At 34.3% G+C, this 25,351-nt stretch carries 25 protein-coding genes and 1 pseudogene; 18 read left to right on the top strand and 8 right to left on the bottom strand.

The window, feature by feature from the left end; translation table 11 throughout:
• Positions 1-90: 90 nt before the first annotated feature.
• A complete protein-coding gene (locus ACLBWW_RS06530; protein ID WP_088062938.1) occupies positions 91-918 on the top strand; it encodes a protein phosphatase 2C domain-containing protein in 828 nt (275 codons plus the stop codon).
• A 42-nt stretch (positions 919-960) separates the two neighbouring features.
• On the opposite strand, the gene asnB is transcribed toward ACLBWW_RS06530, so the two are convergent.
• Entirely contained in the window at positions 961-2,784 is a 1,824-nt protein-coding gene (asnB, locus tag ACLBWW_RS06525) for an asparagine synthase (glutamine-hydrolyzing) (protein WP_048543353.1), read from the bottom strand.
• 418 nt (positions 2,785-3,202) lie between these two features.
• Here asnB and ACLBWW_RS06520 point away from each other — a divergent pair, with 418 nt between their 5' ends.
• Positions 3,203-3,769: a sigma-70 family RNA polymerase sigma factor gene (locus tag ACLBWW_RS06520; RefSeq protein ID WP_447613951.1), complete on the top strand. Its 567-nt coding sequence runs from the start codon at positions 3,203-3,205 to the stop codon at positions 3,767-3,769.
• Positions 3,766-4,911 (top strand): DUF4179 domain-containing protein, encoded by a 1,146-nt coding sequence (locus tag ACLBWW_RS06515; RefSeq protein WP_048543352.1) that lies wholly within the window; start codon positions 3,766-3,768, stop codon positions 4,909-4,911. Before ACLBWW_RS06520 ends, ACLBWW_RS06515 begins: the two co-directional genes overlap by 4 nt.
• Positions 4,912-4,951: 40 nt before the next feature.
• On the opposite strand, the gene ACLBWW_RS06510 is transcribed toward ACLBWW_RS06515, so the two are convergent.
• Entirely contained in the window at positions 4,952-6,025 is a 1,074-nt protein-coding gene (locus tag ACLBWW_RS06510; RefSeq protein ID WP_098131904.1) for a WD40/YVTN/BNR-like repeat-containing protein, read from the bottom strand.
• A 212-nt stretch (positions 6,026-6,237) separates the two neighbouring features.
• On the opposite strand from ACLBWW_RS06510, the gene ACLBWW_RS06505 reads away from it, so the two are divergent.
• Together ACLBWW_RS06505 and fbpA are read left to right on the top strand one after the other, a co-directional pair.
• Positions 6,238-7,137, top strand: a complete 900-nt coding sequence (locus ACLBWW_RS06505; RefSeq protein ID WP_447613950.1) for a cation diffusion facilitator family transporter — start codon at positions 6,238-6,240, stop codon at positions 7,135-7,137.
• Between the two features lie 193 nt (positions 7,138-7,330).
• Positions 7,331-7,501 carry a Fur-regulated basic protein FbpA gene (gene fbpA / locus ACLBWW_RS06500; RefSeq protein ID WP_000098304.1) on the top strand — a complete coding sequence of 57 codons (171 nt, stop codon included), beginning with the start codon at positions 7,331-7,333 and terminating at the stop codon, positions 7,499-7,501.
• Positions 7,502-7,557: 56 nt separating this feature from the next.
• Here the strand turns inward: fbpA and ACLBWW_RS06495 are convergent, their stop codons facing one another.
• Both ACLBWW_RS06495 and ACLBWW_RS06490 read right to left on the bottom strand, forming a co-directional pair.
• On the bottom strand, positions 7,558-8,229 hold the full coding sequence (locus ACLBWW_RS06495) for a GntR family transcriptional regulator (RefSeq protein ID WP_046959020.1): 672 nt from the start codon (positions 8,227-8,229) through the stop codon (positions 7,558-7,560).
• A gap of 17 nt (positions 8,230-8,246) precedes the next feature.
• Entirely contained in the window at positions 8,247-9,212 is a 966-nt protein-coding gene (locus tag ACLBWW_RS06490) for a DMT family transporter (protein WP_098080211.1), read from the bottom strand.
• Positions 9,213-9,467: 255 nt separating this feature from the next.
• On the opposite strand from ACLBWW_RS06490, the gene ACLBWW_RS06485 reads away from it, so the two are divergent.
• The 3 genes from ACLBWW_RS06485 (at position 9,468) to fumC (ending at position 13,374) form a co-directional block, all read left to right on the top strand.
• On the top strand, positions 9,468-10,127 hold the full coding sequence (locus ACLBWW_RS06485) for a class I SAM-dependent methyltransferase (protein ID WP_048543345.1): 660 nt from the start codon (positions 9,468-9,470) through the stop codon (positions 10,125-10,127).
• Between the two features lie 331 nt (positions 10,128-10,458).
• Positions 10,459-11,862, top strand: a complete 1,404-nt coding sequence (gene nhaC, locus ACLBWW_RS06480) for a Na+/H+ antiporter NhaC (protein WP_000843982.1) — start codon at positions 10,459-10,461, stop codon at positions 11,860-11,862.
• Between the two features lie 123 nt (positions 11,863-11,985).
• The gene (gene fumC / locus ACLBWW_RS06475) at positions 11,986-13,374 is read left to right on the top strand and encodes a class II fumarate hydratase (protein ID WP_048543344.1); all 1,389 of its coding nucleotides are present in this window, start codon (positions 11,986-11,988) and stop codon (positions 13,372-13,374) included.
• An 88-nt stretch (positions 13,375-13,462) separates the two neighbouring features.
• On the opposite strand, the gene ACLBWW_RS06470 is transcribed toward fumC, so the two are convergent.
• On the bottom strand, positions 13,463-13,885 hold the full coding sequence (locus ACLBWW_RS06470) for a PH domain-containing protein (RefSeq protein ID WP_447613949.1): 423 nt from the start codon (positions 13,883-13,885) through the stop codon (positions 13,463-13,465).
• A gap of 360 nt (positions 13,886-14,245) precedes the next feature.
• Positions 14,246-14,398: pseudogene (locus tag ACLBWW_RS06465) on the bottom strand (MBL fold metallo-hydrolase); the annotation flags it as partial.
• 256 nt (positions 14,399-14,654) lie between these two features.
• On the opposite strand from ACLBWW_RS06465, the gene ACLBWW_RS06460 reads away from it, so the two are divergent.
• The gene (locus ACLBWW_RS06460) at positions 14,655-15,419 is read left to right on the top strand and encodes a DUF2087 domain-containing protein (protein WP_098078381.1); all 765 of its coding nucleotides are present in this window, start codon (positions 14,655-14,657) and stop codon (positions 15,417-15,419) included.
• Between the two features lie 99 nt (positions 15,420-15,518).
• The gene (locus tag ACLBWW_RS06455) at positions 15,519-16,928 is read left to right on the top strand and encodes an MATE family efflux transporter (protein ID WP_000804152.1); all 1,410 of its coding nucleotides are present in this window, start codon (positions 15,519-15,521) and stop codon (positions 16,926-16,928) included.
• A 57-nt stretch (positions 16,929-16,985) separates the two neighbouring features.
• Here the strand turns inward: ACLBWW_RS06455 and ACLBWW_RS06450 are convergent, their stop codons facing one another.
• Positions 16,986-17,684, bottom strand: coding sequence for a peptidase E (locus ACLBWW_RS06450; protein WP_048543339.1), 699 nt, complete (start codon positions 17,682-17,684; stop codon positions 16,986-16,988).
• Between the two features lie 376 nt (positions 17,685-18,060).
• On the opposite strand from ACLBWW_RS06450, the gene ACLBWW_RS06445 reads away from it, so the two are divergent.
• The 6 genes from ACLBWW_RS06445 to ACLBWW_RS06420 all read left to right on the top strand — a co-directional run bounded on the left by ACLBWW_RS06445 (position 18,061) and on the right by ACLBWW_RS06420 (position 21,836).
• The gene (locus ACLBWW_RS06445) at positions 18,061-18,456 is read left to right on the top strand and encodes a DUF3942 family protein (protein ID WP_048543338.1); all 396 of its coding nucleotides are present in this window, start codon (positions 18,061-18,063) and stop codon (positions 18,454-18,456) included.
• Between the two features lie 110 nt (positions 18,457-18,566).
• Entirely contained in the window at positions 18,567-18,983 is a 417-nt protein-coding gene (locus ACLBWW_RS06440) for a BlaI/MecI/CopY family transcriptional regulator (RefSeq protein WP_048543337.1), read from the top strand.
• 1 nt (position 18,984) lies between these two features.
• Positions 18,985-19,797 carry a M56 family metallopeptidase gene (locus tag ACLBWW_RS06435; protein ID WP_048543336.1) on the top strand — a complete coding sequence of 271 codons (813 nt, stop codon included), beginning with the start codon at positions 18,985-18,987 and terminating at the stop codon, positions 19,795-19,797.
• A 53-nt stretch (positions 19,798-19,850) separates the two neighbouring features.
• On the top strand, positions 19,851-20,564 hold the full coding sequence (gene ccdA / locus ACLBWW_RS06430; protein ID WP_048543335.1) for a cytochrome c-type biogenesis protein CcdA: 714 nt from the start codon (positions 19,851-19,853) through the stop codon (positions 20,562-20,564).
• Between the two features lie 18 nt (positions 20,565-20,582).
• On the top strand, positions 20,583-21,137 hold the full coding sequence (locus ACLBWW_RS06425) for a TlpA family protein disulfide reductase (RefSeq protein WP_000733169.1): 555 nt from the start codon (positions 20,583-20,585) through the stop codon (positions 21,135-21,137).
• An 18-nt stretch (positions 21,138-21,155) separates the two neighbouring features.
• The gene (locus tag ACLBWW_RS06420; RefSeq protein WP_048543334.1) at positions 21,156-21,836 is read left to right on the top strand and encodes a prolipoprotein diacylglyceryl transferase family protein; all 681 of its coding nucleotides are present in this window, start codon (positions 21,156-21,158) and stop codon (positions 21,834-21,836) included.
• A gap of 54 nt (positions 21,837-21,890) precedes the next feature.
• Here ACLBWW_RS06420 and ACLBWW_RS06415 read toward each other — a convergent pair whose 3' ends face one another.
• Positions 21,891-22,436 carry a helix-turn-helix domain-containing protein gene (locus ACLBWW_RS06415; RefSeq protein ID WP_048543333.1) on the bottom strand — a complete coding sequence of 182 codons (546 nt, stop codon included), beginning with the start codon at positions 22,434-22,436 and terminating at the stop codon, positions 21,891-21,893.
• A gap of 151 nt (positions 22,437-22,587) precedes the next feature.
• On the opposite strand from ACLBWW_RS06415, the gene dsdA reads away from it, so the two are divergent.
• Entirely contained in the window at positions 22,588-23,928 is a 1,341-nt protein-coding gene (dsdA, locus tag ACLBWW_RS06410) for a D-serine ammonia-lyase (protein WP_447613948.1), read from the top strand.
• A gap of 158 nt (positions 23,929-24,086) precedes the next feature.
• Positions 24,087-25,334 (top strand): DUF445 domain-containing protein, encoded by a 1,248-nt coding sequence (locus ACLBWW_RS06405; protein ID WP_098137041.1) that lies wholly within the window; start codon positions 24,087-24,089, stop codon positions 25,332-25,334.
• Positions 25,335-25,351 lie beyond the last annotated feature (17 nt).

The raw sequence follows: 25,351 nt of genomic DNA, 5'->3' as shown, positions 1-25,351 counted from the left end.
AAGATATATTCGTGAACATAGAAATAAAATCCTTTTATTTGGATAAAAAATGTTGAAAAAGTTTATTTTTATTGAAATATAAGGTAATCTATGTGTAAAGGTATACATTTAGCAAGAGAGAGGATGATAGCTGTGAATACATTCAAATGGATGAGTCATGAACAGATGTATGTAGATGAAATACATGTTGAAAAATGTGGTCCTCTTTCAGTCGGCGTATATGGGGGAAATCAAGAGAGTGATGCATATGAACGAGGAGATGCGGTACTTGCTTGGTGGGATCCTGAATTACAATTTGAATTTGTTATGATTTTTGATACACACCACAAAACAAAAAATATTGATTATATAATAGAAGCAATTTCAGCAAGAAAAGAGAAACTAAAAGAGTTATTTTCTTACCCGATACATTTAGCTTTTCATCATACGCATATGTACTTATTAGCGTTATTTACAGATGAATTGTTTATTGAAAAATGTGATCAAGATGATGAGGAACTTGCATGCTTAATTTGTTTGCGAAAAGGCGAATTTTTATATTGGCTATCAGTTGGTGATTGCTTCGCATATTTATTCCATTCTGAAAAAACGAAGAATGGTAAAGGGCGGTTAAATAAACGGAAGAATTACGAATATATTGGTAGGAAAAATATTTTTGCTGCAAATACACCTTGCTTTACATCAGGTGTCAGAGGATTAGAAAAAGGAATGAATCATATTGTAATGGCAACGGACGGTATTTTAGAGTGTGATAAACGAAAATTTGATGATGATCAATCTTTAGTAGAAATATTGCACGACGGAAGTTGCTTACAGATTGAGCCAGTATTAACAAATGTACTGCAGTGGAAAGGTAGAGATTGTGCCACAATTATTGGATGGTCCATTGATACTGAAAATAAAAAATGCGCTAATTAATATAAAAGGAGTTCAAGGTTTTTATCCTTGAACTCCTTTTTGTTAAGCAATATGAATATGATACGTTTTCAACCATTCATTTACTTGTAGCATATATTCCATAGCACTTCTTGCTTCAAAATTGTTAATTTCTTTATTGCTTTCATCGGCAATGGCAAGTAATGTGGAATGATTAATAAGTGAGAAAATAGGATTGTTTTTATTACTGCACAAGTCGAGTGATAAATGACGGATTGTTTGTAAATAATGTGGATCTTGTGAAGTTGGGTAAGCGCTTTTTCTTCTATTGCGTACATCGTCAGGTAAAGCAGGTTGCAGTGCTCTACGTAAAATGCCTTTTTCAATATTATCAATGCTTTTTATATTGAAAGGAACGTTCCATAAATATTCAACTAATCTATAATCGCAAAAAGGTACACGTACTTCAAAGCCTACAGCCATACTCATACGATCTTTACGATCAAGTAAGAACGGGAGAAATCTCGTTAAAAATAAATAAAACATTTGGCGTTGTTTCGCGGCTTTTTTACTTTCCCCTTCAAGAGTAGGTACTTCAAGAATCGCTTCTTGGAAGCGTGTATCAATATAGTTTTCTAAGTTGCATTGGTTATTTACTTCATTTAGTAGAAGAGGGGAAGTATTTTTCCAATTTGTTAGCCAAGGAAATTTATCGACAAATAGTAAATCCTCTTGATGAAACCAAGGGTAACCACCGAATACTTCATCAGCAGATTCGCCGGATAAAGCTACAGTTGCATCTTTTTTCATTTCGCAAAATAGTAAATATAGTGAAGTTTCCATTTCGCCAGCACTCGGTAAATCTTTTGCACGGAGAGGGACGAATAAGTGATTTGCTAATTCTTCAGCATTCACAATAATGTCATGATGAGATGTCCCTACATGTTCGGAAACACGTTTTACCCAAGGAGCGTCTAAACCAGTGCGAGCAAATGTCAGCTCGAAATCTTTTGCACTATTTACAAAGTCAACGGAATACGTATGAAGTGTTTTATTTTCCGCTGCAAACTCTTTACCCGCTAGTGCAGTAATACCGCTAGAATCTAATCCTCCTGATAACATACAAACGAGAGGAACATCGGCAATTAATTGTCTTTTTACTGTATCTTGTAAAATAGATAAAATATGTGATGATGTATCTTCAGTAGAGTCTGTATGAACTTTACTTTCTAAATTCCAATATTTCTTAACTACTTTTTTATCACGTGTAAACGTTATAGAATGTCCAGCACGCACTTCTTGAATATGTTTAAAGACGCCACATCCTGGAGTTCGAAATAATCCTAATCCAAATATTTCGTTTATGCCATCCGCATCAATTTCAGCAGGGACAGATGGATGCGCTAATAGTGCTTTTATTTCAGATCCGAAAATAATGCTGTCATTTCTTTCTGTATAAAAGAGTGGCTTTACGCCTAAATGATCACGTGCTAAAAATAATTGTTGCTTCTGATCATCCCATAAAGCGAAAGCGAAAATTCCGTTTAAATGTTGTACGCAGTCTTCTTTCCATTCTAAATAAGCATGTAGTAACACCTCTGTATCCGAATGTGTTTCAAATGCATGACCACATTTTTGAAGTTGCTCTCTAAGCTCGCGGAAATTATAAATTTCTCCATTATAAGTAAGAGCATACGTATAATCACCAGCACGAAATGTTTTTGGTTGTGTCCCGCCTTCTGGATCAATTACGATTAACCGACGGTGTGCAAAGGCCGCACGAGGTGAAAACCAAAATCCTTCAGCATCCGGACCGCGATGCTGGATACTATTTGCCATCTTTTCTAAAATAACATGTTCATTGGAAAGATCCTTATTCCAATTTACCCAACCTGTAATTCCACACATACACATCTCATCTCCTAATTTAAAATGTTGAAAAGTAGATTAATGAAATAAAGTGAAACTTTAATCAGTGGTTTTTTTTCCATCCCCCACTGATTATTAGCCCTCACCAATCGGGCTTTTACGGGCAGTTATCTCCCACCTAACTTCCTCGCATTCGCCCAATTTTGAGGTGGGATTTACTGCCCGTTAATGCGGAGTAAAATGTACACCAAGTTAAAGAATGACTATATAAATAGTGTACTACATGAATTAAATTGCAGACTTGAGAAAATTCTCTTGTAATACATAGTTATGTGAGACAATGACGTAGGGAAAGTATTCCATAACATACAAAAAATAAAAAAGATGAGAGAAAATATTTTGTAAGACGTTATATAGGGTGTAAAAGCTTTTACAAAAAAATAAGGGGAATCGCTACATGAAATCAAATGAGAAAAATTTTATAAAAAGATTACAACGACAAAAAGAAGATGCGCTAGAATTTGTTGTTGATACATACTTACCACTCATAAAAGGAATAACGCACAAAGTTCTCCTTCCAGTTCGAAATGATGGACTCATAGAGGAATGTGTAAACGATATATTTCTTTCCATTTGGAATAACGCAAATAAATTTCATGGAGAGCCGAGTGACTTTAAAAAATGGATAGCGGCGATTGCGAAATTTAAAGCGATTGATTATTACCGGAAAGCGACTAGAAAAGTAGAAATTATTTCAGATGAGTTTCATATTAGTACGGAAAAGTCAGCTGAAGATGAATTAATCGTTATGGAAGATAGGGAAGAGTTATTGAAGCTTATTAATCAATTAGAACCGTTAGATCAAAAGGTGTTCATAATGAAATATCTTCTCGGTATGAAGACAGAAGAAATAGGAGATAAGTTAGGGTTAACTCGGGCAGCGATCGATAATCGTGTATACCGTGGGAAAAAGAAACTACAACAAAATGCTACGAAAATTAGTTTTGGAGGTAGTGCCATATGAAAGACATTTATGAACTATTAAATGACATTGATATAGATGAAAAAGAACTTGAGGAAATTGAGGCTTCTGAAATTGAAAAAGAAAAAGTGAAGCGCAATGTAAAACAATTGTTACGTACGAAGAAAAAGATGAAAAGTTGGAAAAAAGGTGTCGCTGCCGCATCTATTTTAGTAGGATTATCAGTTGCAACGCTTGGTATTGGATTTCCTACATATGCAGGGGGATTGCCAATTGTAGGTGATATATTCCGATTTTTAGATAATGGTAGAACAGGGTTATATGAAAATTATAAAGCGAACGCAGAGAAGAAAACGGGGCTTCATAATAATTATCAACAATACGCCACAGTACTAAATATGACAAAAGAAAGAAATGGAATTAAGATAACGATTAATAATGCGATTTTCGATGGTAAGACAGTATCAATAAACTATTCTATAGAAAGTAACAGAGATTTAGGAAAAAATCCAAGTACGTTGGATTTTTTAACTATTAAAGGAGCAGGTGCCCAATCAGGAAGCAATGAAATTATTAAGGTCGCTGATAGGAAATATAAAGGTTTAATAAAAACAAGTAGTGATCTAATTAGTAATAAAGGAACTACAGTGAATGTTGAATGGAGTATACAAAGTATAAACATTTTAGAAACAGAAGAAGAGATAAAAGGAGATTGGAATTTTAATATTAATCTAAAAGGAATAGAAAATAAAGAGAAATTGATTAGAGGTAGTGCAGAAAAAGATGGTGTAAAAGTTAATATGGAGAGAATGGAAATAACACCCATGTCGTTTATTCTATATTACAACCAAGAAGTAGCTCAAGAAATAAGAGGTGTATGGGATGGAGTGGATGTTGATTTAAAAGTGAGAGATGATATAGGTAATCAGTATTATGGAGAAGGAAATGGAGGCTCAGGTGAAGATCCTTATAATTTTAATTGGAGTGAAACATTCCAACAACTTAATGAGAATGCGACTAAGTTAATAATAACGCCTTACGTTAATTTAAGAATTCACACTCCTGAAAATTATGGCTCAGTAACAATAGTTGGAGGAGAAGTAAAGGAGCGTTTTGTGCCTCGAAGATTGGGAGGCAATAAGGGTATTGCGTTAGATGATATCGTAATTGATTTAAAGAAATAAAAGAGAGACTGCCTAAAACAATTAGGCAGTCTTTTTTTCGTTAAGAACTAGTAACGAGTAATGCATGTGGATGCTGCGTTTTATACTCATCTTTCCACGGAATGTTTAATTGTTCCCACGATTCGCCGCTATCTTTGGATTGAAAGGCGCCGTTGTTATTTAAAGTGTAAAACGTATGTGGTTCTGCTGGATTTGTAGCAAACATTGAAATGACTGTACCAATTGCAGATGGTAGACCTTGCTGCACTTGCTCGAAAGGAGTATCTTTCGTTTTACGGTAAATATAGGATTCATAAGGAATATGGTGATGGGCGAGGTCAGCACTTGGTGCGGCAGAAACGAGAATTGTATTGCAATCAGCTGGATCAATAGCCATGCTGTATAAATAATGATGTTCAAGTCCTTCACTGCATGATATCCAGCTGTTTCCACTGTTATAACTTTCAAGGTATGCACGATCAGGTCCGCCCATAAATCCGTCACCACATGATGCATAAAGGCGATTTGGAGCTTCAGGGTGCATAAGCAATTGATGTGCATCGATAGGAGCACCGAATTTTTTATCAATCCAAGTATGCCCTCTATCATTACTTTGAATAACAGCACCAGCTTCAATTGAAACATGGATTGTATTTGGATTGTTTGGATCAACTGTAATCCAGCGTACATGATGGGTAAAAGGTCTAGGCGGAAAAGCCCACGTATAAGAAGATATTAATGATTTCATATTTTTAAGTTCAGTCCACGTTTCACCACCATTTTCAGAACGGAATAAAGCGCTCGGTTCTGTGCCGACATAAACGACGCCATAGCCGTTAACTTGTTCATTAGGACTTATCGTAATGGAAGTTATCGAAGAGTGTAAAATACCATCTTCTTTAGGGAAATCAAAGTAACGATATGAATCTCCAATCGGTTTCCACGAATCACCGCCATCGTCGCTTAACCATAAACCTCGTCCAAATGTTCCGCAATATACACGATTATTTTGGAATGGATCAACTGCAATACAAGTAGGTTGCATGTTTTGTAAGTGATACGCTGTTTCAAAGTGACCATATTGTTCTTTCACTACAACAAGTTCTCGCTCCATACAGAGAAATAAACGTTTCATTTTAGTAACCTCCTTAAAAATTCTTTCATTAGTAAACAATATGAAGCTGAAAAAGAAGTAGTCTTATTTTTTGTTGAGAAAAAGGACTTGTTTGAAAAATAACGAAGTGTATAGATAGAGGAAGCGGACGTTTATGGACAGTTAATGGGGGATAAAGAGGGGGAGTTTGTTTCATACTAACATACAGATATTACACTTAAAGGAGCATTCGTATGGGACATTCACATGATCATGGTCATTCTAACAATAAAAAGGCGTTACTAATTGCTTTCGTACTAACGACAAGTTTTATGATTGCTGAAGTTATTGGGGGATTTGTAACAAATAGCTTAGCACTATTATCTGACGCGGGGCATATGTTAAGTGATGCAGTATCGTTAGCGTTAAGTTTACTTGCGTTCAAGCTCGGAGAAAAAACAGCAACAACTGCGAAAACATATGGGTATAAGCGAGTCGAAATGTTAGCGGCATTATGTAACGGTGTCGTTCTTATTGTCATTTCAGTATACATTTTTATTGAAGCAATTCGCCGTTTTAAAGAGCCAGTTGAGATTGCTAGTAATGGGATGCTCATTATTGCTGTACTTGGTCTGCTTATTAATATTTTATCAGCTTGGATATTAATGAGAGGCGGAGATGTGAAGGGGAATTTGAATTTAATAAGTGCTTTCTTACACGTATTAGGCGATCTATTAGGATCAGTTGGAGCGATTATTGCTGCGCTATTTATTAAATTTTTCGGATGGACTGTTGCTGATGCGATTGCTAGTATTCTTGTGTCTATTTTAGTCATTATTAGCGGATGGCGTGTAACACGTGATACGGTCCATATATTAATGGAAGGTGCACCCCAGCACATAAATGTTGAAGAGGTAAAAAGTACATTATTAAATATTACGGTTGTAAAAGAAGTTCATGATTTGCACATATGGTCTGTCACATCTGATTTTCAAGTATTAACTTGCCATTTGATTATTAAAGGTGATGAAACGCAAAATGTATTAAAAGAGGCTACGGATGTATTAAAGGAGAAGTTTCATGTAGAACATGTCACTATTCAAGTAGAAATAGATGGTGAATTTAATCATAGTGAGACAACTTGCAAAGTATGAAAGAAAAAGGATAAGAAAATGTGTCATAACATTTTTCGCACGGCATACATATATATAATGTGGCCACAAATACTTTGTAAGGTAAATATTTCATGAAATTACTTTACTTATAAAGAGTCATCTTTTATAATCAAAAATGGTAATTGATAAAGATTATCGTTTTCAATGATTGTGGAAAGGAGTTTTTTAAAAGATGAGTAGTCAACTCCGTTTTGCTGTTGAAAATCGTAAGAGGCATTTAATTGATGAGTTAATTGGAGCAGGTGTGTTTAAAATTCGCGACCGACAATTATACGAGCTGTCTTTAGAGGAATTGGAAAAAGAGTACGAAGATATGGAAGAATATGCAGATATTCAGGCATAACTATATAGATTAGTAAAAGGTGAGCTGGTTACGATTTTCTGTAACCAGCTCTATTATTATTTCGTAGAAATTATTTTTGATATTTCTTTCATTGGACGGAGCCAGTTTTGAGACATCATTTGTTCCATTTGTTTTTCGTCCTGTTTTTGCAATGCTTGAATGATAGAGTGATGTTCTTCAATAGATTGACTTGCTGGAACAAAGTTTTGGAAAAATAAATATTCAAGGCGTAAAACGTGAAGTTGCATATTTTCTAGAAAGGGTTCAATATATTGGTTTTTAGCAATAGAAGAAATTGTATTGTGAAATTGTATATCTAGTTTTAAAGCTTGTTTTGCGTTTTTCTTCTCTATAGAGCGCTGAAAATCAGCATTTATTTCAGAAAGTAGTTTCAGATCAGCGTCTGTAATGTTTTGAAGTGCTTGCTTTCCTATAATAGAGTGAAGACCAGCCATCGTTTCATAAATGATAGGAATGTCGTCTAACTTAATAGGAGCAATTTTTGTTTTTTGCCCAGGTACCATTTCCACTAATCCAGAAAGCTCCAATATTTGAAGTGCTTCTCTTACAGGTGTTCTGCTTACTCCTAGTGCTTCAGCCAACTCCCCATCATTAATTTTTTCATCAGGCTGCAGTACACCTTCAATAATCCAATCTTGTAGTTGATTTAAAACGAGTGATTTTGCCGAAACTCTTCCTTGTTTTTTATAATTTTGAGGGATAGGCATAGTGAAATACAATCCTTTCATTGTATATTTTCTTTTTTCTCATGAACAAACTTTAATTCCTGTTTCCCTTCATCCGGTTTTTGGCTTAAGATGAGCACCATTACAATGACACAAAAAGCCCCTAATAACTGAAAAGATTGAAAGGGTACGTGTAATATAAGTACAGAAGAAATAATAGCTGCGAGTGGTTCAGTACAACCGAATAATGTCGTTTCTTTCGGAGTCAGGTATCGTATGCTGTCTAAGTATAAATAAAATGCAATCAGTGTTCCGAAAATAACGACAAATGTGATGAGCGGTAGGGTACTTAGTTTTACATATTTCATAGTCGATAATAAAATGAATTCGTTTGTAGAAATAAAGTGTAGAATCGTAACGCCAATACCCCCAATAATCATGCCCCATCCAACGATAACAGAGGAAGACCAGCTTTCTAGTAATTCCTTGGAATATAAACTATAAAAAGCAAGAGATACCCCAGATAAAATACCCCAAATAATAGCCGGTGTAGAAACAGCCAAGTTATGAACAGACCCATTTGTTAGTAAGAGAAAAGTGCCTACTAATGAAAGGGTAATGGAAATGAAATCAATTTTTGATGGCCGAACGTTCCATTTGAAAAGTAAGTATACAGTAATAAATATAGGAGCTAAATATTGCAATAATGTTGCGACGGCAGCGTTCCCTTCTTTAATAGAAGCGAAGTACGTGTACTGTACAGCAAGCATACCGAATAGGCCAAACAATATCATTTTAGTAGCATCAGATTTTTGTTTCCATATGCCGAATATTTCTTTTTTTCTCGTTCCGAATGAGGAAATAAGGAGCAAGATAACGCCAGATATAAGCAATCGAATTGTAACTAACCATTCAGTAGAAACATTTTCATATTGAAAAAGTTGTTGTGCAGCTGTTCCGGACAATCCCCATAAACAAGCACCAATTACAACCATAATGATTCCTTTTAAACGATTTGGATCCATATAGTTTTTATTCTCCTTTTCTACAAATTCGTTTCGGATACAATATGCAATATATCACGAAATGAATAAAAAATAAACTGAAATTTCTGTGTTATAAGGTGGGAATTTTAGTAGTTCCAGTTATGTTTACGATACAAGTGAAGAGGTGAAATAAAGCGAGATAAAATTATAAAAATAAATCATAATCAAGAGGATAAAAAAATAAAGATAAGAGTAATTTGGTTTGTTAAAAATATGTGTAGAAGGAGAAATGTGATGAGCTGGGTTACTCATAAACCAACATTTGAATTTGATCAATACAGTCCATATATTCGTATGAATTCTGCATGGGTAGGACATTTAAACTTCGCTTATGATTTAGTAAGATTTGAAAAACCAGAAATATTAGTTGAGTTAGGTACACATCTAGGAGCTTCTTTTTTCAGTTTTTGCCAAGGGGTAAAAGATGAAGGGTTATCTACAAAATGCTTTGCTGTAGATACTTGGGCAGGAGATGAGCACACAGGTCCATATGGGGAAGGTGTCTTTCAAATAGTGAGTAAATTCGTGAGCACGAGTTATCCTCAAATAGGGAATTTAATTCGGTCTACTTTTGATGAGGCCGTGGATCAGTTTCAAGATGGAACGATAAATTTGTTGCATATTGATGGCTATCATACGTATGAAGCAGTTTCTCATGACTATAAAACATGGTTACCGAAACTTGCGAATAATGGTATCGTATTATTTCATGATATTGAGGTGAAAGATCGAAACTTCGGCGTGTATAAATTTTGGGATGAGGTTAAAGCGAAGTATCCTCATTTTCAGTTTGAGCATTCATATGGGCTTGGAGTGTTATTTCCGAAAGGTTGTAGCGAGAAGTTTGTGGAAATACTTAAAAATAAAGAAGAAATACAAAATATGTATAAATAAAAGTGGAGCATGCATCATTTGAATGATGTGTGCTTTTTTTTGTGGGGAATAATAATACTCCTTAAAACGGTGAGGATAATGGTAAAAAGTTTTATGGTGGCAAATATTAAAAAAGTTACTCTTTGATTGTTAAATATAAAAAATGTAACATTTTTTATATTTTCCATTGCGAAAAGTAGCATCTACTTTTACAATAGAAAAGGTGTCCGTATATTATACTGGAAAAATAAATCGAAATAATATGAAAATTTTGTTTTGTCTTCGCTAATTGTATATTACATACATGTAAGACGACATACGTCATGTTATCGACTTGTAAGGAGAGAAAAAAATGAAAAGTGTAAGATTACCATCGATGCTAGAAATCATAGTTCTTTTATTACTATTTCTTGCTGTTGTCTTTTCCTTCCAAACGATTTTTGATCTCCCAATTCAATTAGCGCTATTTATTTCATGGTTTTTAGTAATTGCGCTTGGATTAAGATTAGGATTTCGTTATCAAGAATTGCAAGATGCAATTACGAAAGGGATTTCTAACGGATTAGAAGCAATACTGATTTTAGTTGCGGTAGGTGCTTTAATTGGAACTTGGATTGCTGGTGGCGTTGTACCAACATTAATCTATTATGGATTAGAGTTTATTCACCCTAGCATATTCCTATTAGCAACATTAATTATTTGTTCGATAACTTCTATTGCGACAGGAACATCATGGGGAACAGTTGGAACAGCAGGTATTGCTATGATGGCGATTGGTGAAGGACTTGGCTTACCACTTCCGCTTGTTGCTGGTGCAGTTCTTTCAGGAGCTTATTTCGGCGACAAATTATCACCACTTTCTGATAGCACAGTTCTTGCAGCTTCTATGGCGAAAGTAGACGTTATTGCTCACGTTCGAGCTATGCTCGTATTAGATGTTCCGGCTTACATTATTACTAGCATTATGTTTACTGTAGCTGGTTGGATGTATGGCGGCGATAATGTAGATTTGAATCGAGTAGAGTTTTTAAAAGAAGCTTTATTAAAGGAATTTGATATTAAAATATGGATGCTTGTTCCGGCAGTCATTGTTATCGCTTTATTAGCGATGAAGAAACCTTCTATGCCAACAATTGCAATGGGAGCTTTAATTGGTGCAATTTGGGCAACTCTTTTCCAAGGAATGAACTTTGGAGAGGCGATTGGAACAGCGTATAACGGATTTTCAATTCAATCAGGTGTTGAGTTTGTTGACAAGTTATTAAACCGTGGTGGAATTAACGGTATGCTTGGCTCAGTAGCCGTTATTATTTTCGGTTTAGGATTTGGTGGCTTACTTGAAAAACTGGGTGTTTTAAAAGTGATTGTATCAAAATTTGAGAAGAAATTAAATTCTGCAGGTAATGTAACATTGTCTACATTAATCGTGGCATTCTTAGCTAATATATTTGGTTGTGCAATGTACGTATCATTAATTTTAACACCGAAAATTATGGAAGATAGCTATGATAAATTAAAAATAGACCGACGTGTATTAGCGCGTAACTCAGAAGTAGGTGGAACGTTAACTTCTGGTATGGTTCCGTGGTCGGATAATGGTATTTTTATGGCTGGTATTTTAGGTGTAGCAACGTTCTCATACGTTCCGTTTATGTGGTTAAGCTTTGTTTCATTAATTTTAGCAGTTATTTACGGATACACAGGCAAGTTCATTTGGTATGTAGATGACGTTGAAAAAGGAAAGCAAGCATCATAAAAAAATACCTTCTGCGATGGCAGGAGGTATTTTTTTATATATACGAGTGAGAATTCTTATCATTTGGGTGGAATTCTGTTAAAATGAGAAATGTAGGTATTTTATTTTCAAGGGGATGAAAAAATGGAGTACAGAATTGAAAGAGATACAATAGGAGAAATAAAAGTTCCAGCTGATAAATTATGGGCAGCACAAACGCAACGTAGTAAAGAAAACTTCCCAATTGGAACAGAGCAAATGCCGCTTGAGATTGTAAAAGCATTTGCCATTTTAAAGAAAAGTGCAGCACTTAGTAATCAAAAATTAGGAAAGCTATCAGAAGAAAAAGCAGAAGTAATTGTGGCAGCAGCTGACGAAGTGATTGCAGGGAAATGGAATGAACATTTTCCACTTGTCGTATGGCAAACTGGTAGCGGTACACAGTCAAACATGAATGTGAATGAAGTAATTGCAAATCGAGGGAATCAAATTTTGAAAGAGAAGGAATCTGACGTACATATTCATCCGAATGATGATGTGAACATGTCTCAAAGTTCAAATGATACATTCCCAACGGCGCTTCATGTAGCATGTGTAATTGCAGTGGAAAATCACGTATTACCAGCAATTACGAAATTAAAAGAAACGTTAGCAGAAAAAGTAACTGCATTTGAACATATTATAAAAATTGGTCGTACACACTTACAAGATGCAACACCGTTAACATTAGGGCAAGAAATTAGCGGATGGCACCGTATGCTTGAAAAAACAGAGCGTATGATTGCTGAGAGCAATACATATATGAAAGAGCTTGCAATTGGTGGTACTGCAGTTGGAACAGGTATTAATGCTCATCCTAAATTTGGTGAGATGGTGTCAGAGGAAATTAGCCAATTTACAGGTAAGCAATTTATTTCTGCACCAAATAAGTTCCACGCATTAACAAGTCATGATGAAGTTGTATATACGCATGGTGCATTAAAAGCATTAGCAGCTGATTTAATGAAAATCGCTAACGATGTGCGCTGGCTTGCAAGTGGTCCGCGTAGTGGTCTAGGAGAAATTATTATTCCGGCAAATGAGCCAGGAAGTTCTATTATGCCAGGTAAAGTAAATCCAACGCAAAGTGAAGCGTTAACGATGGTTGTAGCGCAAGTGATGGGAAATGACGCAACAATCGGATTTGCAGCGAGCCAAGGTAATTTTGAATTAAATGTATTTAAACCTGTTATTGCATATAACTTCTTACAATCCGCTCACTTATTAGCAGATGCAATTGTTTCATTTAATGATAATTGTGCAGTTGGTATTGAAGCAGATGAAGAAGTAATTAAAGAGAATGTGAATCGTTCTTTAATGCTTGTTACAGCATTAAACCCGCATATCGGATATGAAAATGCAGCGAAAATTGCGAAGCATGCTCATAAAGAAGGGTTAACGCTAAAAGAAGCAGCACTGCAATCTGGACTACTAACAGAAGAACAATTTAATGAAATTGTCGATCCGAAAAAAATGATTGCTCCGAAAGAGTAATAAAAAAGCCAAGATTCTTTAGAATCTTGGCTTTTTTGATATTTATTTTTATGACTTCCATTTGTATTACTACAAGTGCCAAAATATATTATTTGTTAGCAGGCATGTTCAATACTTTCATTTGTGGACAGTTTTCTTTTAAGCGTGAAATGAACTTTTCTTCTTCTTGTGGTACGAAAGTTGTCACAGAATCAAATAAATTGTAATGGATTTCTAATTGCTGCCTAGTCCACTTTTCTGAGCGAAGTGTTTTGCCAGAGTATGTAATGTGGCGAATATCTTCAAATGGAATTTCAGTACGCAGTATGAAACCATATTTTACAACAAGAGAGGATTCCGTTACGTCGTAGTGAGAGAAATAGAATGAAGAAAGATTCACGATATTTAACAGCATTATGAGAGTGAAAAAAATAGAATTTTCATTTTGGAAGAATAGCGAAACGAAAAAAATAATGATAAATAATGTAATAAAAATGACGTGAAATGGATTCTTTTTCGCTTTGAATTTCAAGTTAGTCACCTCGGTTTACGTGTACGCTAACTAAATTAAATCACAACATCGTAATAAAACGTATATGTATGCATAATTGCATATTCACACGTTTTATTATTCATGTAAAATTTCCTGATGGGATAAATTTAAATGGAATTTTGTAATAGTGGAGAGGTATAAAGTGACTTGCAAAAATAGAAAGTTAGCATTAGTCATAATTAGTTGTATGATGATTATGGGTAGTTGTGCTAATAAATTTGTTGAGGATGGAAACCGAAAGCATATATTCGTACAGGTAAGTAAGGCTTTAGTCGAGGTTATAAATAGAATATATAATGGATAAAAGGTGTTTCCATATACGGAAATACCTTTTTGTAGTTAAAATTGAATGCTGAAGTTTTGGAATGAGTGAGTACCAGTTCCGTGTAGAACGAGGTTGTTATCACTCAAATATTGAATAGCGTATTTTAGTTCTTTCAGTATAGTAGGCGGGAGACCAAGAGTATGATGTGAACCGTAAATTTGATTAACAGTAAACAAAGGATCTTGCAGAATAGTCATGTTTTGTTTCACATCCTATCTTCATTTGTGTATTAAATACATTCGCTTTTTTGTTACTTTAAGTCTTTTCATAAAATTATTTAGTAGACGTTTTTTATAAAAGTTTGTAAAATGGGTAAACGTAATGTTGAAATGTTTATTTGCTGTATGTTAAGATGATGAAGAGATAGTAAACGTTATTGGGAAATGTCTGTTTTTAGATAAACATTTTAAAGGAGTGTTTAGTATGAGTGATATTTCAGAGAAGTTTTGGGATGCTTCGGTAGAAGAATTGAAGAAAGGGTATGTATTTGAAGTGGAAGCAGAGGAGTATATTTGTTTAGCTTGTGGAGAAGCGTTTATTAAGGGGGTTATTTATCAAGATAATCAAGTTTTGTATGAAGCAGAGAAGTTTGTGCAATTGCATGTGCAAAATGAACATACGTCTATGTTTGATTATTTATTAAACCTTGATAAAAAGTATACGGGTTTAACGGATTTACAAAAGAAAATGGTTCAGTTTTTCCATATGGGGCTAAATGATAAAGAGATTGTAAAAGAGATGGATGGCGGAAGTACATCAACCATTCGTAATCATCGATTTACACTTCGAGAGAAAATGAAGCAAGCGAAAGTATTTTTAGCATTAATGGAACTGTCAGAAGAAAAATCAAAAGTACAAACGAAATTTGTACCCATTCATAGAACAGCAACGATGGTAGATGATCGCTACAATATTACGGAAGAAGAAAATGATGAAGTATTAAAAGCGCATTTTACAGAAGGATTAGATGGACCACTTTCTACATTTCCGAAAAAGCAAAAGCGCAAATTAATTATATTACGCCATTTAGTGACGAGGTTTGATAGTAATAAAAAGTACACTGAAAAAGAAGTAAATACTATCATAGAAAGAGTATATCCGGATTTTGTAACTTTAAGAAGGTATTTAATCGAATATGGTTTTTTAGATAGAACAGCAGATGGGAGCCAATATTGGGTAAAGTTATGATAATATGGAAAAGAAAATAAATAGAGGCACATTATTATAACAACTATACAAAGAAATAGAAGTTGAAAAACAGATTTTTAATAAAAGGAGAAATGAAATTTGAAACCACCTACAGATAATAATAAAGAAGGTGCGGAGTCACATAAGTTAGAAAGTGAGAGTAAACCGATTTGGAAATCGATGTCCATGTTTTTAGTACCTTTACTATTAAGTAATGTATTACAATCGATTGGACAATTATTCGGTATGGTAGTAGTAGGAAGATGGCTTGGCGTTAATGATTTAGCGGCTATATCAGCATTCTTTCCACTATTTTTCTTACTCGTTTCATTTGTAATTGGTATTGGTTCAGGGAGTTCTATTTTAATTGGTCAGGCGTTTGGTGCTAAAAACGAAGATCGTTTAAAAGCTATCGTTGGTACGACACTGACATTTACATTTATTATTGGAGTTGTGTTGGCGATAATAGGTAGTATTTTTGCGATGGATATTATGCGCCTAATGGGAACGCCAGAAAATATTATTGATATAAGTGTTCATTATGCACGTATTTTATTTATATCGATGCCAGTATTATTTTTATATTTTGCATACACAACATTTATGAGAGGTACAGGAGATTCTAAAACGCCATTTTACTTTTTAATTGTAAGTACAGCGCTAAATATGATCTTATTACCAATTCTTATTTTTGGATGGTTAGGAGCTCCGAAATTAGATGTGTATGGAGCAGCCTATGCTTCTGTTATATCTACAGTTATTACGTTTATTGTCATGTTGGTGTATTTAAAGAAGAAAAATCACCCACTACAATTAGATAGTACGGTAAGGAAATATCTTCGCATGGATAGGGAGTTATTGAAGCTATTGTTACGACTCGGAATTCCAGCGAGTATTAATATGATATTAGTTTCATTATCTGAAATTGCGGTAATCGCGTTTGTGAATCGTTATGGTTCGGATGCAACAGCAGCTTATGGCGTTGTGAACCAGGTTGCAAGTTATGTACAAATGCCAGCAGTTAGCCTTGGTATTACAGTTTCCATTTTTGCAGCACAATCAATTGGTGCGAATCAATTTGATAGATTGCAGAAAGTTGTGAAGGCCGGAATTATTATGAACTACGTCATCGGTGGTGTGCTAATATCTCTTATTTACTTGTTCTCAAGAGACATTCTATCACTATTTTTAACGAGTCAAACTACAATTGAAATTGCTCATAGCCTAGTTATGATTACGTTATGGAGTTATTTAATTTTCGGGCATGCGCAAATTATTAGTGCGACAATGCGAGCGAGTGGTACAGTATTATGGCCAACTGTTATCGGAGTTGTATCAATTTGGCTTGTTGAAGTACCTGTAGCATATTACCTTTCTTACCATACAAGTCTTGGCATAGAAGGGATATGGATTGGGTACCCAGCAGCATTTATTGTCAGCTTAATATTACAGTATGCATATTATAAGCTTTCATGGCAGAAGAAACGAATTACACGACTAGTGAGTTAAATCATGCAAATGTCCCTAAGCTATTATACTTAGGGACATTTTTTTGTAAGTGTATGTTTACAAATAGCTTTTTAAAGTGATATCAAAATGTTGTCTAATGAGCTTGTTATCGCTCATATAAAACTCCCACGCTTTTTCAGGTTCACCGATAATTTCAAAAGATTCTTCTGTAATATATAAAGCGCAATTATCCTCTAGTGCAATTCCTTCTATATTACCTTGATGATTTTGTAAAAAGGAATGGAAGGCGTTCATTCTATTTAATTGATTATAATGTGGACAAAACCTTTTGTTAACAATCCCCCAACCGTTACACTCTATATAACCAGAACCTTCATAATCTGATCGGATACTAGATGTGAACCAACACATAGCACCAGCGCTATTGCCCGCAATGAGTGTTCCTTGTTGCAGAGCCAATAGTAATTTTTCATCGAGTTTAAGTTCTTTCCATTCTGTAACCATTTGAATATAGTTCCCGCCACCGAGATAAATTAAATCAGCAGACTGAATCATTTCGTCTATTTCATATTTAGAAGGTGTATCAGCTATAGTACGTAAAATTTGTACTTCACAGTGTAATTGTTTTTCGAACGTGTCTAAAAATAGCTTTATATAGCTTTCATCATCATGACTAGCTGTAGGAATGAATAATACTTTTGGATACTGTTTATTTGTTAATTCTATAAGTCGCTCATTAATAGGCGAGTGATTGGAATCTTGTAAATCACCGCCACCAATGACAGCTAATTTCATAGTAAAGCACCACCTAATCATTTTTGTTATATAAAAATTCGATAGAAGAGAGTAACATTCCTTCTCTCAAGTAATGAATAAGTAGAAAATATAGTTTAAGTATATCGGAATAGTAAAGGTAGTGATAACTATATAGAAAAATGAATTTGAAACAATTTATTGATATATAATATTTCGTACTATTGTTTCAAAATATAGGAAAAATATGTTTAAATTGATATAACGACGCAGTGATTAATATTGAATTAAAAAAGAATTAGAAATAATAGGGATATTAAAAGTGCTTTTTACTTTTAATAGGAACTTGTACCGTAATATGGTAAAATTATTTTAATATATTTATTTAATATAGAATGAATAGAGGGAGCGTGAAAAAATGGATTTTCGATTTGAGTTTGCAACGAAAGTGAAAGAATACTTAGATGATGAGAAGGATGAAAAAATAATAAAAGATGGACATAGAGATATAATTTTTCACTATTTATATGCGTTAGAGGCTGAAATTGGCGTTGTGAAAAATCCTAACTTTACTTTCTTTACATCAGGAAGACGTTCACATATCGTATTAGAAAATATTGAATTTAAAACAGAGGTAAATGTCAAAAGTAACATCATTGAAATTACAAAAATAGTGGATAATGTCGTTATTCCATTAGATACTATCGTAGCGAAAGATCGGGAATTATTTGCACTTGGGCGTAATAAGAAGTTTAATGTACAAATATTAGAGCAGTATCTCTTTGAAACATTTGGAGAGAAGCTAGGATTATAATGAATGGAATGGCGAACGTATTTATAGGTAGTGGATTTTAGTGCATTTCATTCGTGTTTGACCTTTCATTTAATTTATACTACAATTCGTAGTGTGAAAGGAGCCATACTATGTTTACTCAAAACTATAAATTAAATGAGCAAGGATTAAATCACTTTTTTGGACCGCTTGAAGCGAAAATTATGGAGATTGTCTGGTCTACCGAGGGTATTACGATTAAAGAAGTGCAGCAGAAATTAAGTGAAGAATCACCTGTGAATTTTAATACGGTCATGACAGTTATGAACAGGTTAGTAGAGAAATTCCACTTAGAAAAACAGACTGTGAAAAGAAGTGGCATATATCGTGCTGTGCAAACAAAAGAAGAATTCTTATCCAATCAAACGAAGAAAATGACACAGGAATTGATGGGGGAATTTGGAGATTTAGTTGTAAATCATATGCTTGATGAGTTAGAGCAGGTTGATCCAACTTTAATAAAAAAATTAGAAGACAAATTGAATCAGTTAAAAAAAGAGGATCAATGAAATGAAATGGCAAATGCGTAAAATCGTATTGTTAGCAGTAATTGTTAGTACCCTCTTTTTCAGCATGTTAGTGTATTACGTTACATATCCATTTCTGTTTCAAAATAAGGCGTTCTTTCTTTCAAATTTTTGTTTGTTTCAATTAGAACAACATATGAAGGAATTATCGCTCATTCGTATTATAATTGCTGGATTACTATTACTTACTGTACTCATAGTGTGCAAAAGAATGTGGCGACAATTTTTCTATAGTAAAAAATTACAAAAAGTACTTATCCCTTCCATTCGAAAAGGAAAACAAATATATATATTGCCGACCGCGGAAGTTGCAGCATTTACAATTGGGTTATTTCGTCCGAAAGTTGTCATGTCAGAAGGCATGCTTCAAACATTTTCAGATGAAGAAATGGATGCGATTATTTTCCATGAAGAATATCATCAAACTAATCGAGATCCATTAAAATTATTTTGTTTTACGTTATTAGCAGAAGGAATGGTGTACATCCCGATATTAAAAGGTTTATTGCAGCGCTATCATGTGTATCAGGAGCTAGCAGCAGATAAGTATGCGATGCGAAAAATGAAATCTAAATTCGAGTTAGGTAGCGCATTATTAAAATTAATTAAAATAAAGACAATGGAAAATCGATGTGTGACAGCTTCATTTGCAAAAACAGCAATAAATTTACGAATCGAGCAAGTGTTAAATGAAAAAGTTGTTAAGCTCAATATTCCGTTACATACGAATTCGGTATATGTAACATTAGGTTTATTCTGTATGTCGATTGTACTTATTGTCGGAGAGTGCATATAGCCTCTTTTTTTAAGAATTAACACTACTTATTGTAGTGCTTTAGGGGGAGTAAAATGAATGCAGCAGATTTAACAATTTGGCTTGTAGCTGGGGCAGGGGTATTGTCATTTATATCACCATGTTCTTTGCCGCTATATCCAACTTATTTATCGTATATTACAGGTGTGTCTATTCAAGATTTAAAAGAAAATCGTGGAATGATGCAAAAATCAGCGATCATACATACCGTATTTTTTATGATCGGATTTTCGGTTATATTTTATGCGTTAGGCTTATCGGTAAGCTGGATTGGAATAACATTTTCATCTAACCAAAAATTGATTCAACAAATTGGTGGGATTTTCATTGTTTTGATGGGGCTGTTTATGACAGGTTTGTTTCAGCCTAAGTGGCTTATGGCAGAGAAAAAGGTACAGTATAGAAGTAAATCGACTGGATATATTCGCTCGATTTTAGTCGGTATGACATATGCAGCGGGTTGGACGCCGTGTGTTGGACCGATATTTTCAGCTGTACTCATGCTTGGGGCGACAAATCCTGAAGAAGCACTTCTTTATATTACAGCGTATACTCTTGGGTTTGCGGTTCCGTTTTTTGTGATGGCATTCTTTATTGGGAAGGTAAAATGGATCGTTACATATGCCAATGTCATGATGAAAATTGGCGGTGGAATGATGATTGTAACAGGGGTTTTATTGTATACAAATCAAATGACGAAAATTACCGCATTCTTTATTCGTCTATTCGGCGGATTTACAGGCTTTTAAAAATGAGGAGGAAGAAAAGTGAAGAAGCTAATTGCGATTATACTGGCCGGGGCATTAATTTGGGCCGGGGTTAATTTTTATAATACAAAGAAAGAAGAAAAAGAAAGAAAAGCAAAACAAGCGGAGTTACAAGAAACAGAAGTATTACCACAAGTAGGATTTAAAGCGCCAAACATAACATTAAAAGGGTTAGACGGGAAGCTGTATTCGTTAAATGATGCAAAAGGAAAGCCATACCTTATTAATTTTTGGGCATCATGGTGTGGCCCATGTGAAATGGAGGCACCTGACTTAGTTCGTATGTATGATAAATATAAAAAGGATGTTGAAATTTTTGCGGTAAATGCGACAATTGGAGATCCAGTACAAGAAGCGAGTGCATTTGCAGATCGTCACGGATTTAAGTTTCCTGTTTTACTAGATATGGACGGAGTAGCTGGATTAGATTATAAAGTATTTTCGTTACCAACGACATTTTTTGTTAATAAAGATGGAATTATCGTAGAGCAAGTACGAGGCGTATTACCTCCAGATCAATTAGAAGAGAAATTTAAGAAATTAATTGAGAGTTAAAGAGGGGATTTTGTATTGATGGAGTGGATCGTGAGGTTACAACCCGTATCTCTTATAATTGGAAGTTTATTTGGATTTATGTTGATGAAACGAAAGATGAAGAACGAAAGTGTACCATATGAAAAAATGATGGATGCAGTAACAAATGCTTTTCTTATCATCGTATTTGTATGGAAATTTGCACCGGCAATTTTAAATCCAGTATGGGCCTTTAGGTCGCCATTGCAGGCACTATTAGCTGTAGGAAGTATGCAGCATATTATAGCAGGATGTGTAATTGCGAGTATATACATTGTTTGGAAAAGTAAAAAGGGACAATTTTCGCTTCGTATTTTACTTGACGCATTACCTTTTGGACTATGTATGAGTATTATTTTTTATTTTCTATTCAACCACAAAATAGGTGTACAAACGACATTGCCTTGGGGTGTGAAAATATATGAATCTAAATTTTTATATCACCCTATTTTCGTATACGAGATCATCCTCGCCCTTTGTATAATCGGCTTGTTATGGATGAAAAATGAAAGGCTCGGAAATGGAAAGAATATAAGTGTTTTTCTAATTATTGAAGGGGTTGCTCATCTCATTATTTCGCTTGTTAGTGAACAAAATTCGGTTCTATTTGGTTTATCAATACAGCAAATAATGAGCTTCTTAATTATTAGTTTAGGAATTTTGTTGGTGCCGAAAAAATAAAAAGATAGCCACGTATGGAGTGTGCCCGTACGTGGCTATCTTTTTTATTGTGTATTAAAAAATCGGCGGAGTAACAGAAAATAAAACAATTGCATTTTTCTCGAACTGATTTACCCATTTATGTTTTAAATAAGCAGGTATTTTTACGCTATCACCCGTTTCTAATATGTACTCTTCTTCGTTTAAATACAATGTGATTGTCCCGTCTAATACAAATGCTAATTCTTCGCCTTTATGTTCTAGCACATTTTCTGATGAAGCTGTATTTGGCGGAACGGTCATGATTGCTGTTGCTAAATTCCCTGTAAAATCAGGTGATAACAATTCATATGATAAATTATCAATAATCATTTTTTTTCGTTTATAGGAACGTACAATTAAATCGTCTGTATTTGTATCTTCAAGTAAAAAGCTAAATGTTGGAACATCTAACGCTTTTGCGAGTACTTTTAATGTTTGGATAGAAGGGTTAGCAGACCCACGCTCAATTTGACTTAACATAGATGGTGTAATACCTGCCATCTTTGCGAGTTCTTTACTCGTTAAACCTTTTTCTTTTCTTTGTTTTTCGATCTTTTTACCAATATCTATATTTTCCATAATGAAAAGCTCCTTACTAATTTATTAAATTATATTTAAATAAATTAAATTAAAATTAACTTAAGTGAATAATTTGTGTTAAACTATATTAAAATTAAATTAATTATAATTTATTAAATCGTAAGCTACAAGGTGATGAGGAGGAAGAGGAATGAAGGAAATAGAGAAATTAAAAGCGGAATATCCATTATTAAATAAATTAATCAAAACAGAAGAAGTGTTTTGGGTGAATCCGAACATGGAAAAGTATGAAACGGCAATAAAAGATTCGCCACTTAGTGAAGAAAATGTAAAAGATGCGGAAGAGAGGTTAAAGCGTTTTGCACCATATATTGCGAGAGTTTTTCCTGAAACGAAAGAGACTAACGGCATAATTGAATCACCTTTAGTGAAAATCCCTTTAATGAAACAAGCTTTAGAGAAAAATTACGAGCAACCTATTTTAGGAGAATTATTATTAAAATGTGATAGTCATCTTCCGATATCAGGATCCATTAAAGCTAGAGGCGGGATTTATGAAGTGTTGAAACATGCTGAACAATTAGCTTTGCAGCATGGTATGTTAACAGAAGAAGATGATTATTCCATTTTAGATAGTGATACATGTAGAGAGTTTTTTGCCAAATACTCAATTGCGGTAGGTTCAACAGGAAACTTAGGATTAAGCATTGGGATTATGAGTGCGAAACTAGGTTTTAACGTAACTGTTCATATGTCAGCAGACGCAAAAGAATGGAAAAAAGATTTATTAAGAAGTAAAGGTGTAAACGTTATTGAATATGAAGCTGATTATAGTAAAGCAGTAGAAGAGGGGCGTCAGCAAGCGGATGCAGATCCTAGCTGTTATTTTGTAGATGATGAAAACTCACATGATTTATTTTTAGGATACGCAGTAGCAGCATCGCGTTTACAAAAACAATTAAAAGAGTTAGAGATTGTAGTAGATGAAGAGCATCCTTTATTCGTTTACCTTCCGTGCGGAGTAGGGGGCGGACCTGGCGGAGTCGCATTTGGTTTAAAGTTATTGTATAAAGACAACGTGCACTGTTTCTTTGCAGAGCCTACGCACTCTCCATGCATGTTACTCGGTTTAATGACAGGACTTCATGATAAAATTGCCGTTCAAGATATAGGGATTGATAATGTAACAGACGCGGACGGACTGGCGGTAGGAAGACCGTCTGGATTTGTCGGTAAAACGATGGAGCCATTTTTGAGTGGAAATTACACAGTAAGTGATGAAGAGTTGTATAGATTGTTAAAAGAACTAGCTGATACGGAAAATATTTATTTAGAGCCTTCTGCGTTAGCGGGCATGATAGGATCAGTGAAAGTATGTACAGAAGATGAGTATTTACAAAAGCAACAGTTAACAGAGAAGATGAAAAAAGGTACTCATATTGTGTGGGGAACGGGTGGTAGTATGGTTCCAGAAGATGTGATGAATGGGTATTATAAAACAGGTGAGTCATTAACAATATTAGAAAAATGAGGCTAATTGTGGCCTCATTTTTTATTTATATGACATATGTATTATTATAAATTCTTTGTTATTTTCGCATTAGTTCATTATAGTATAGATATAAAGAACTAATATCAAATAAATATAACAAAAAGCTTTATTTTACATAATAAGAGGATGTGTATACGATGTCATTACAGACTAAATATATAGCGGGTATTTCGCTTGGGGTTATGGGAGTAGGTTTTGCGGCTTCTATCCCTTTTCAAGGAACGGTAGCAGGTGAGATTATACAAGGGGGATTTGAAGCTGGATTAGTTGGAGGACTTGCGGATTGGTTCGCAGTTACAGCATTATTCCGTCATCCGATGGGAATTCCAATTCCACATACAGCGTTATTACCTAAAAATCGTAAACGAGTAACGAAAGGGCTCATTCATACGTTAGAAAATGAGTGGCTGACGAAAGAAAGTATTACGAATAAAGTAAAAGAAATGCAGCTAGCGCAAATGGTACTGCAAATTGCTGAAAGAGAAATGCAGTCTGACGCTGTGAAAAAGGGAATTGTAACAATTGCTGAGAAGGCGATTGTTACAATAGATACGGAAAAATTAGCGGTTATTATTGAAAAAGAATTAAAAACGTATTTGCATACAATTAATACAAGTAACATATTACAAGTGCTTGTTGATCAACTAGTTGTGCAAGAATATGATGAAAAGACACTTGATTACATTTTAGTAAAAGTGAAAGATTGGACAGCGCAAGATGAAGCGCGTTACCAGCTCGGAAGCTTAGGTATGAAGGCGATGGAAAATATAAAAGTAGATGGATTCTTACAGTTTACTTTAAAATCGTTTATGAATATTGTAGATGAAGATAAAATTGGCGGCATTTTGCAGAAATTTATTATTAGCAATATTAACAGCTTACAAGATGCAGATAATAGCACAAGACAACTTATCTTATCAAAAATTCGCCAAGAAATTATAAATGTAAAAGAAAATGAAGCGTTACTACAAGAATTAGAAAATTGGAAAGGAAAATGGATTGCCAATTGGGATGCTACTGACAAAATTAAAGAGATGCTGGAGCAAGTACAACAAAGGGCAATTACTTTTGTGAAAAATGAAGAATTTGCGAATAAGTATGTTATTCCATTTTTACAAACACAAATGAATAAAATAAAAGAAGATGAACAAACTGTTCAAAAAATAGAAGAGTGGCTACAAAAACAAGTTGTCACACTTGTGGAAAAGAATCATTCGAAAATCGGAAAACTTGTACAAGAAAATCTTGATAAGTTAGATGATAAAACGTTAATTGAAATGATTGAAAATAATGTAGGTAAAGATTTGCAGTGGATCCGAGTGAACGGGGCGGTTTGCGGATTTATGATTGGATTAGTATTAGAAGGAATTAAAGCGATTATATAAGAAAAACCTTCCGCAAT

This window comes from Bacillus sp. M5A3_1b (assembly GCF_053345335.1).
Note: the sequence above shows the minus strand (reverse complement) of the source record. Positions and strands in the feature narration are given on the sequence as shown.

What these genes read in the sequence shown, in the direction of transcription:
- fumC (WP_048543344.1), top strand. Translation starts at nt 11,986, where the DNA reads ATGGAGTACAGAATTGAAAGAGATACAATAGGAGAAATAAAAGTTCCA.
- ACLBWW_RS06460 (WP_098078381.1), top strand. Translation starts at nt 14,655, where the DNA reads ATGAGTGATATTTCAGAGAAGTTTTGGGATGCTTCGGTAGAAGAATTG.
- ACLBWW_RS06505 (WP_447613950.1), top strand. Translation starts at nt 6,238, where the DNA reads ATGGGACATTCACATGATCATGGTCATTCTAACAATAAAAAGGCGTTA.
- asnB (WP_048543353.1), bottom strand. Translation starts at nt 2,784, where the DNA reads ATGTGTGGAATTACAGGTTGGGTAAATTGGAATAAGGATCTTTCCAAT.
- ACLBWW_RS06435 (WP_048543336.1), top strand. Translation starts at nt 18,985, where the DNA reads ATGAAATGGCAAATGCGTAAAATCGTATTGTTAGCAGTAATTGTTAGT.
- ACLBWW_RS06520 (WP_447613951.1), top strand. Translation starts at nt 3,203, where the DNA reads ATGAAATCAAATGAGAAAAATTTTATAAAAAGATTACAACGACAAAAA.
- ACLBWW_RS06515 (WP_048543352.1), top strand. Translation starts at nt 3,766, where the DNA reads ATGAAAGACATTTATGAACTATTAAATGACATTGATATAGATGAAAAA.
- ACLBWW_RS06510 (WP_098131904.1), bottom strand. Translation starts at nt 6,025, where the DNA reads ATGAAACGTTTATTTCTCTGTATGGAGCGAGAACTTGTTGTAGTGAAA.
- ACLBWW_RS06495 (WP_046959020.1), bottom strand. Translation starts at nt 8,229, where the DNA reads ATGCCTATCCCTCAAAATTATAAAAAACAAGGAAGAGTTTCGGCAAAA.
- ACLBWW_RS06450 (WP_048543339.1), bottom strand. Translation starts at nt 17,684, where the DNA reads ATGAAATTAGCTGTCATTGGTGGCGGTGATTTACAAGATTCCAATCAC.
- ACLBWW_RS06405 (WP_098137041.1), top strand. Translation starts at nt 24,087, where the DNA reads ATGTCATTACAGACTAAATATATAGCGGGTATTTCGCTTGGGGTTATG.
- ACLBWW_RS06530 (WP_088062938.1), top strand. Translation starts at nt 91, where the DNA reads ATGTGTAAAGGTATACATTTAGCAAGAGAGAGGATGATAGCTGTGAAT.
- ccdA (WP_048543335.1), top strand. Translation starts at nt 19,851, where the DNA reads ATGAATGCAGCAGATTTAACAATTTGGCTTGTAGCTGGGGCAGGGGTA.
- dsdA (WP_447613948.1), top strand. Translation starts at nt 22,588, where the DNA reads ATGAAGGAAATAGAGAAATTAAAAGCGGAATATCCATTATTAAATAAA.
- ACLBWW_RS06440 (WP_048543337.1), top strand. Translation starts at nt 18,567, where the DNA reads ATGTTTACTCAAAACTATAAATTAAATGAGCAAGGATTAAATCACTTT.
- fbpA (WP_000098304.1), top strand. Translation starts at nt 7,331, where the DNA reads ATGAGTAGTCAACTCCGTTTTGCTGTTGAAAATCGTAAGAGGCATTTA.
- ACLBWW_RS06490 (WP_098080211.1), bottom strand. Translation starts at nt 9,212, where the DNA reads ATGGATCCAAATCGTTTAAAAGGAATCATTATGGTTGTAATTGGTGCT.
- nhaC (WP_000843982.1), top strand. Translation starts at nt 10,459, where the DNA reads ATGAAAAGTGTAAGATTACCATCGATGCTAGAAATCATAGTTCTTTTA.
- ACLBWW_RS06415 (WP_048543333.1), bottom strand. Translation starts at nt 22,436, where the DNA reads ATGGAAAATATAGATATTGGTAAAAAGATCGAAAAACAAAGAAAAGAA.
- ACLBWW_RS06445 (WP_048543338.1), top strand. Translation starts at nt 18,061, where the DNA reads ATGGATTTTCGATTTGAGTTTGCAACGAAAGTGAAAGAATACTTAGAT.
- ACLBWW_RS06485 (WP_048543345.1), top strand. Translation starts at nt 9,468, where the DNA reads ATGAGCTGGGTTACTCATAAACCAACATTTGAATTTGATCAATACAGT.
- ACLBWW_RS06420 (WP_048543334.1), top strand. Translation starts at nt 21,156, where the DNA reads ATGGAGTGGATCGTGAGGTTACAACCCGTATCTCTTATAATTGGAAGT.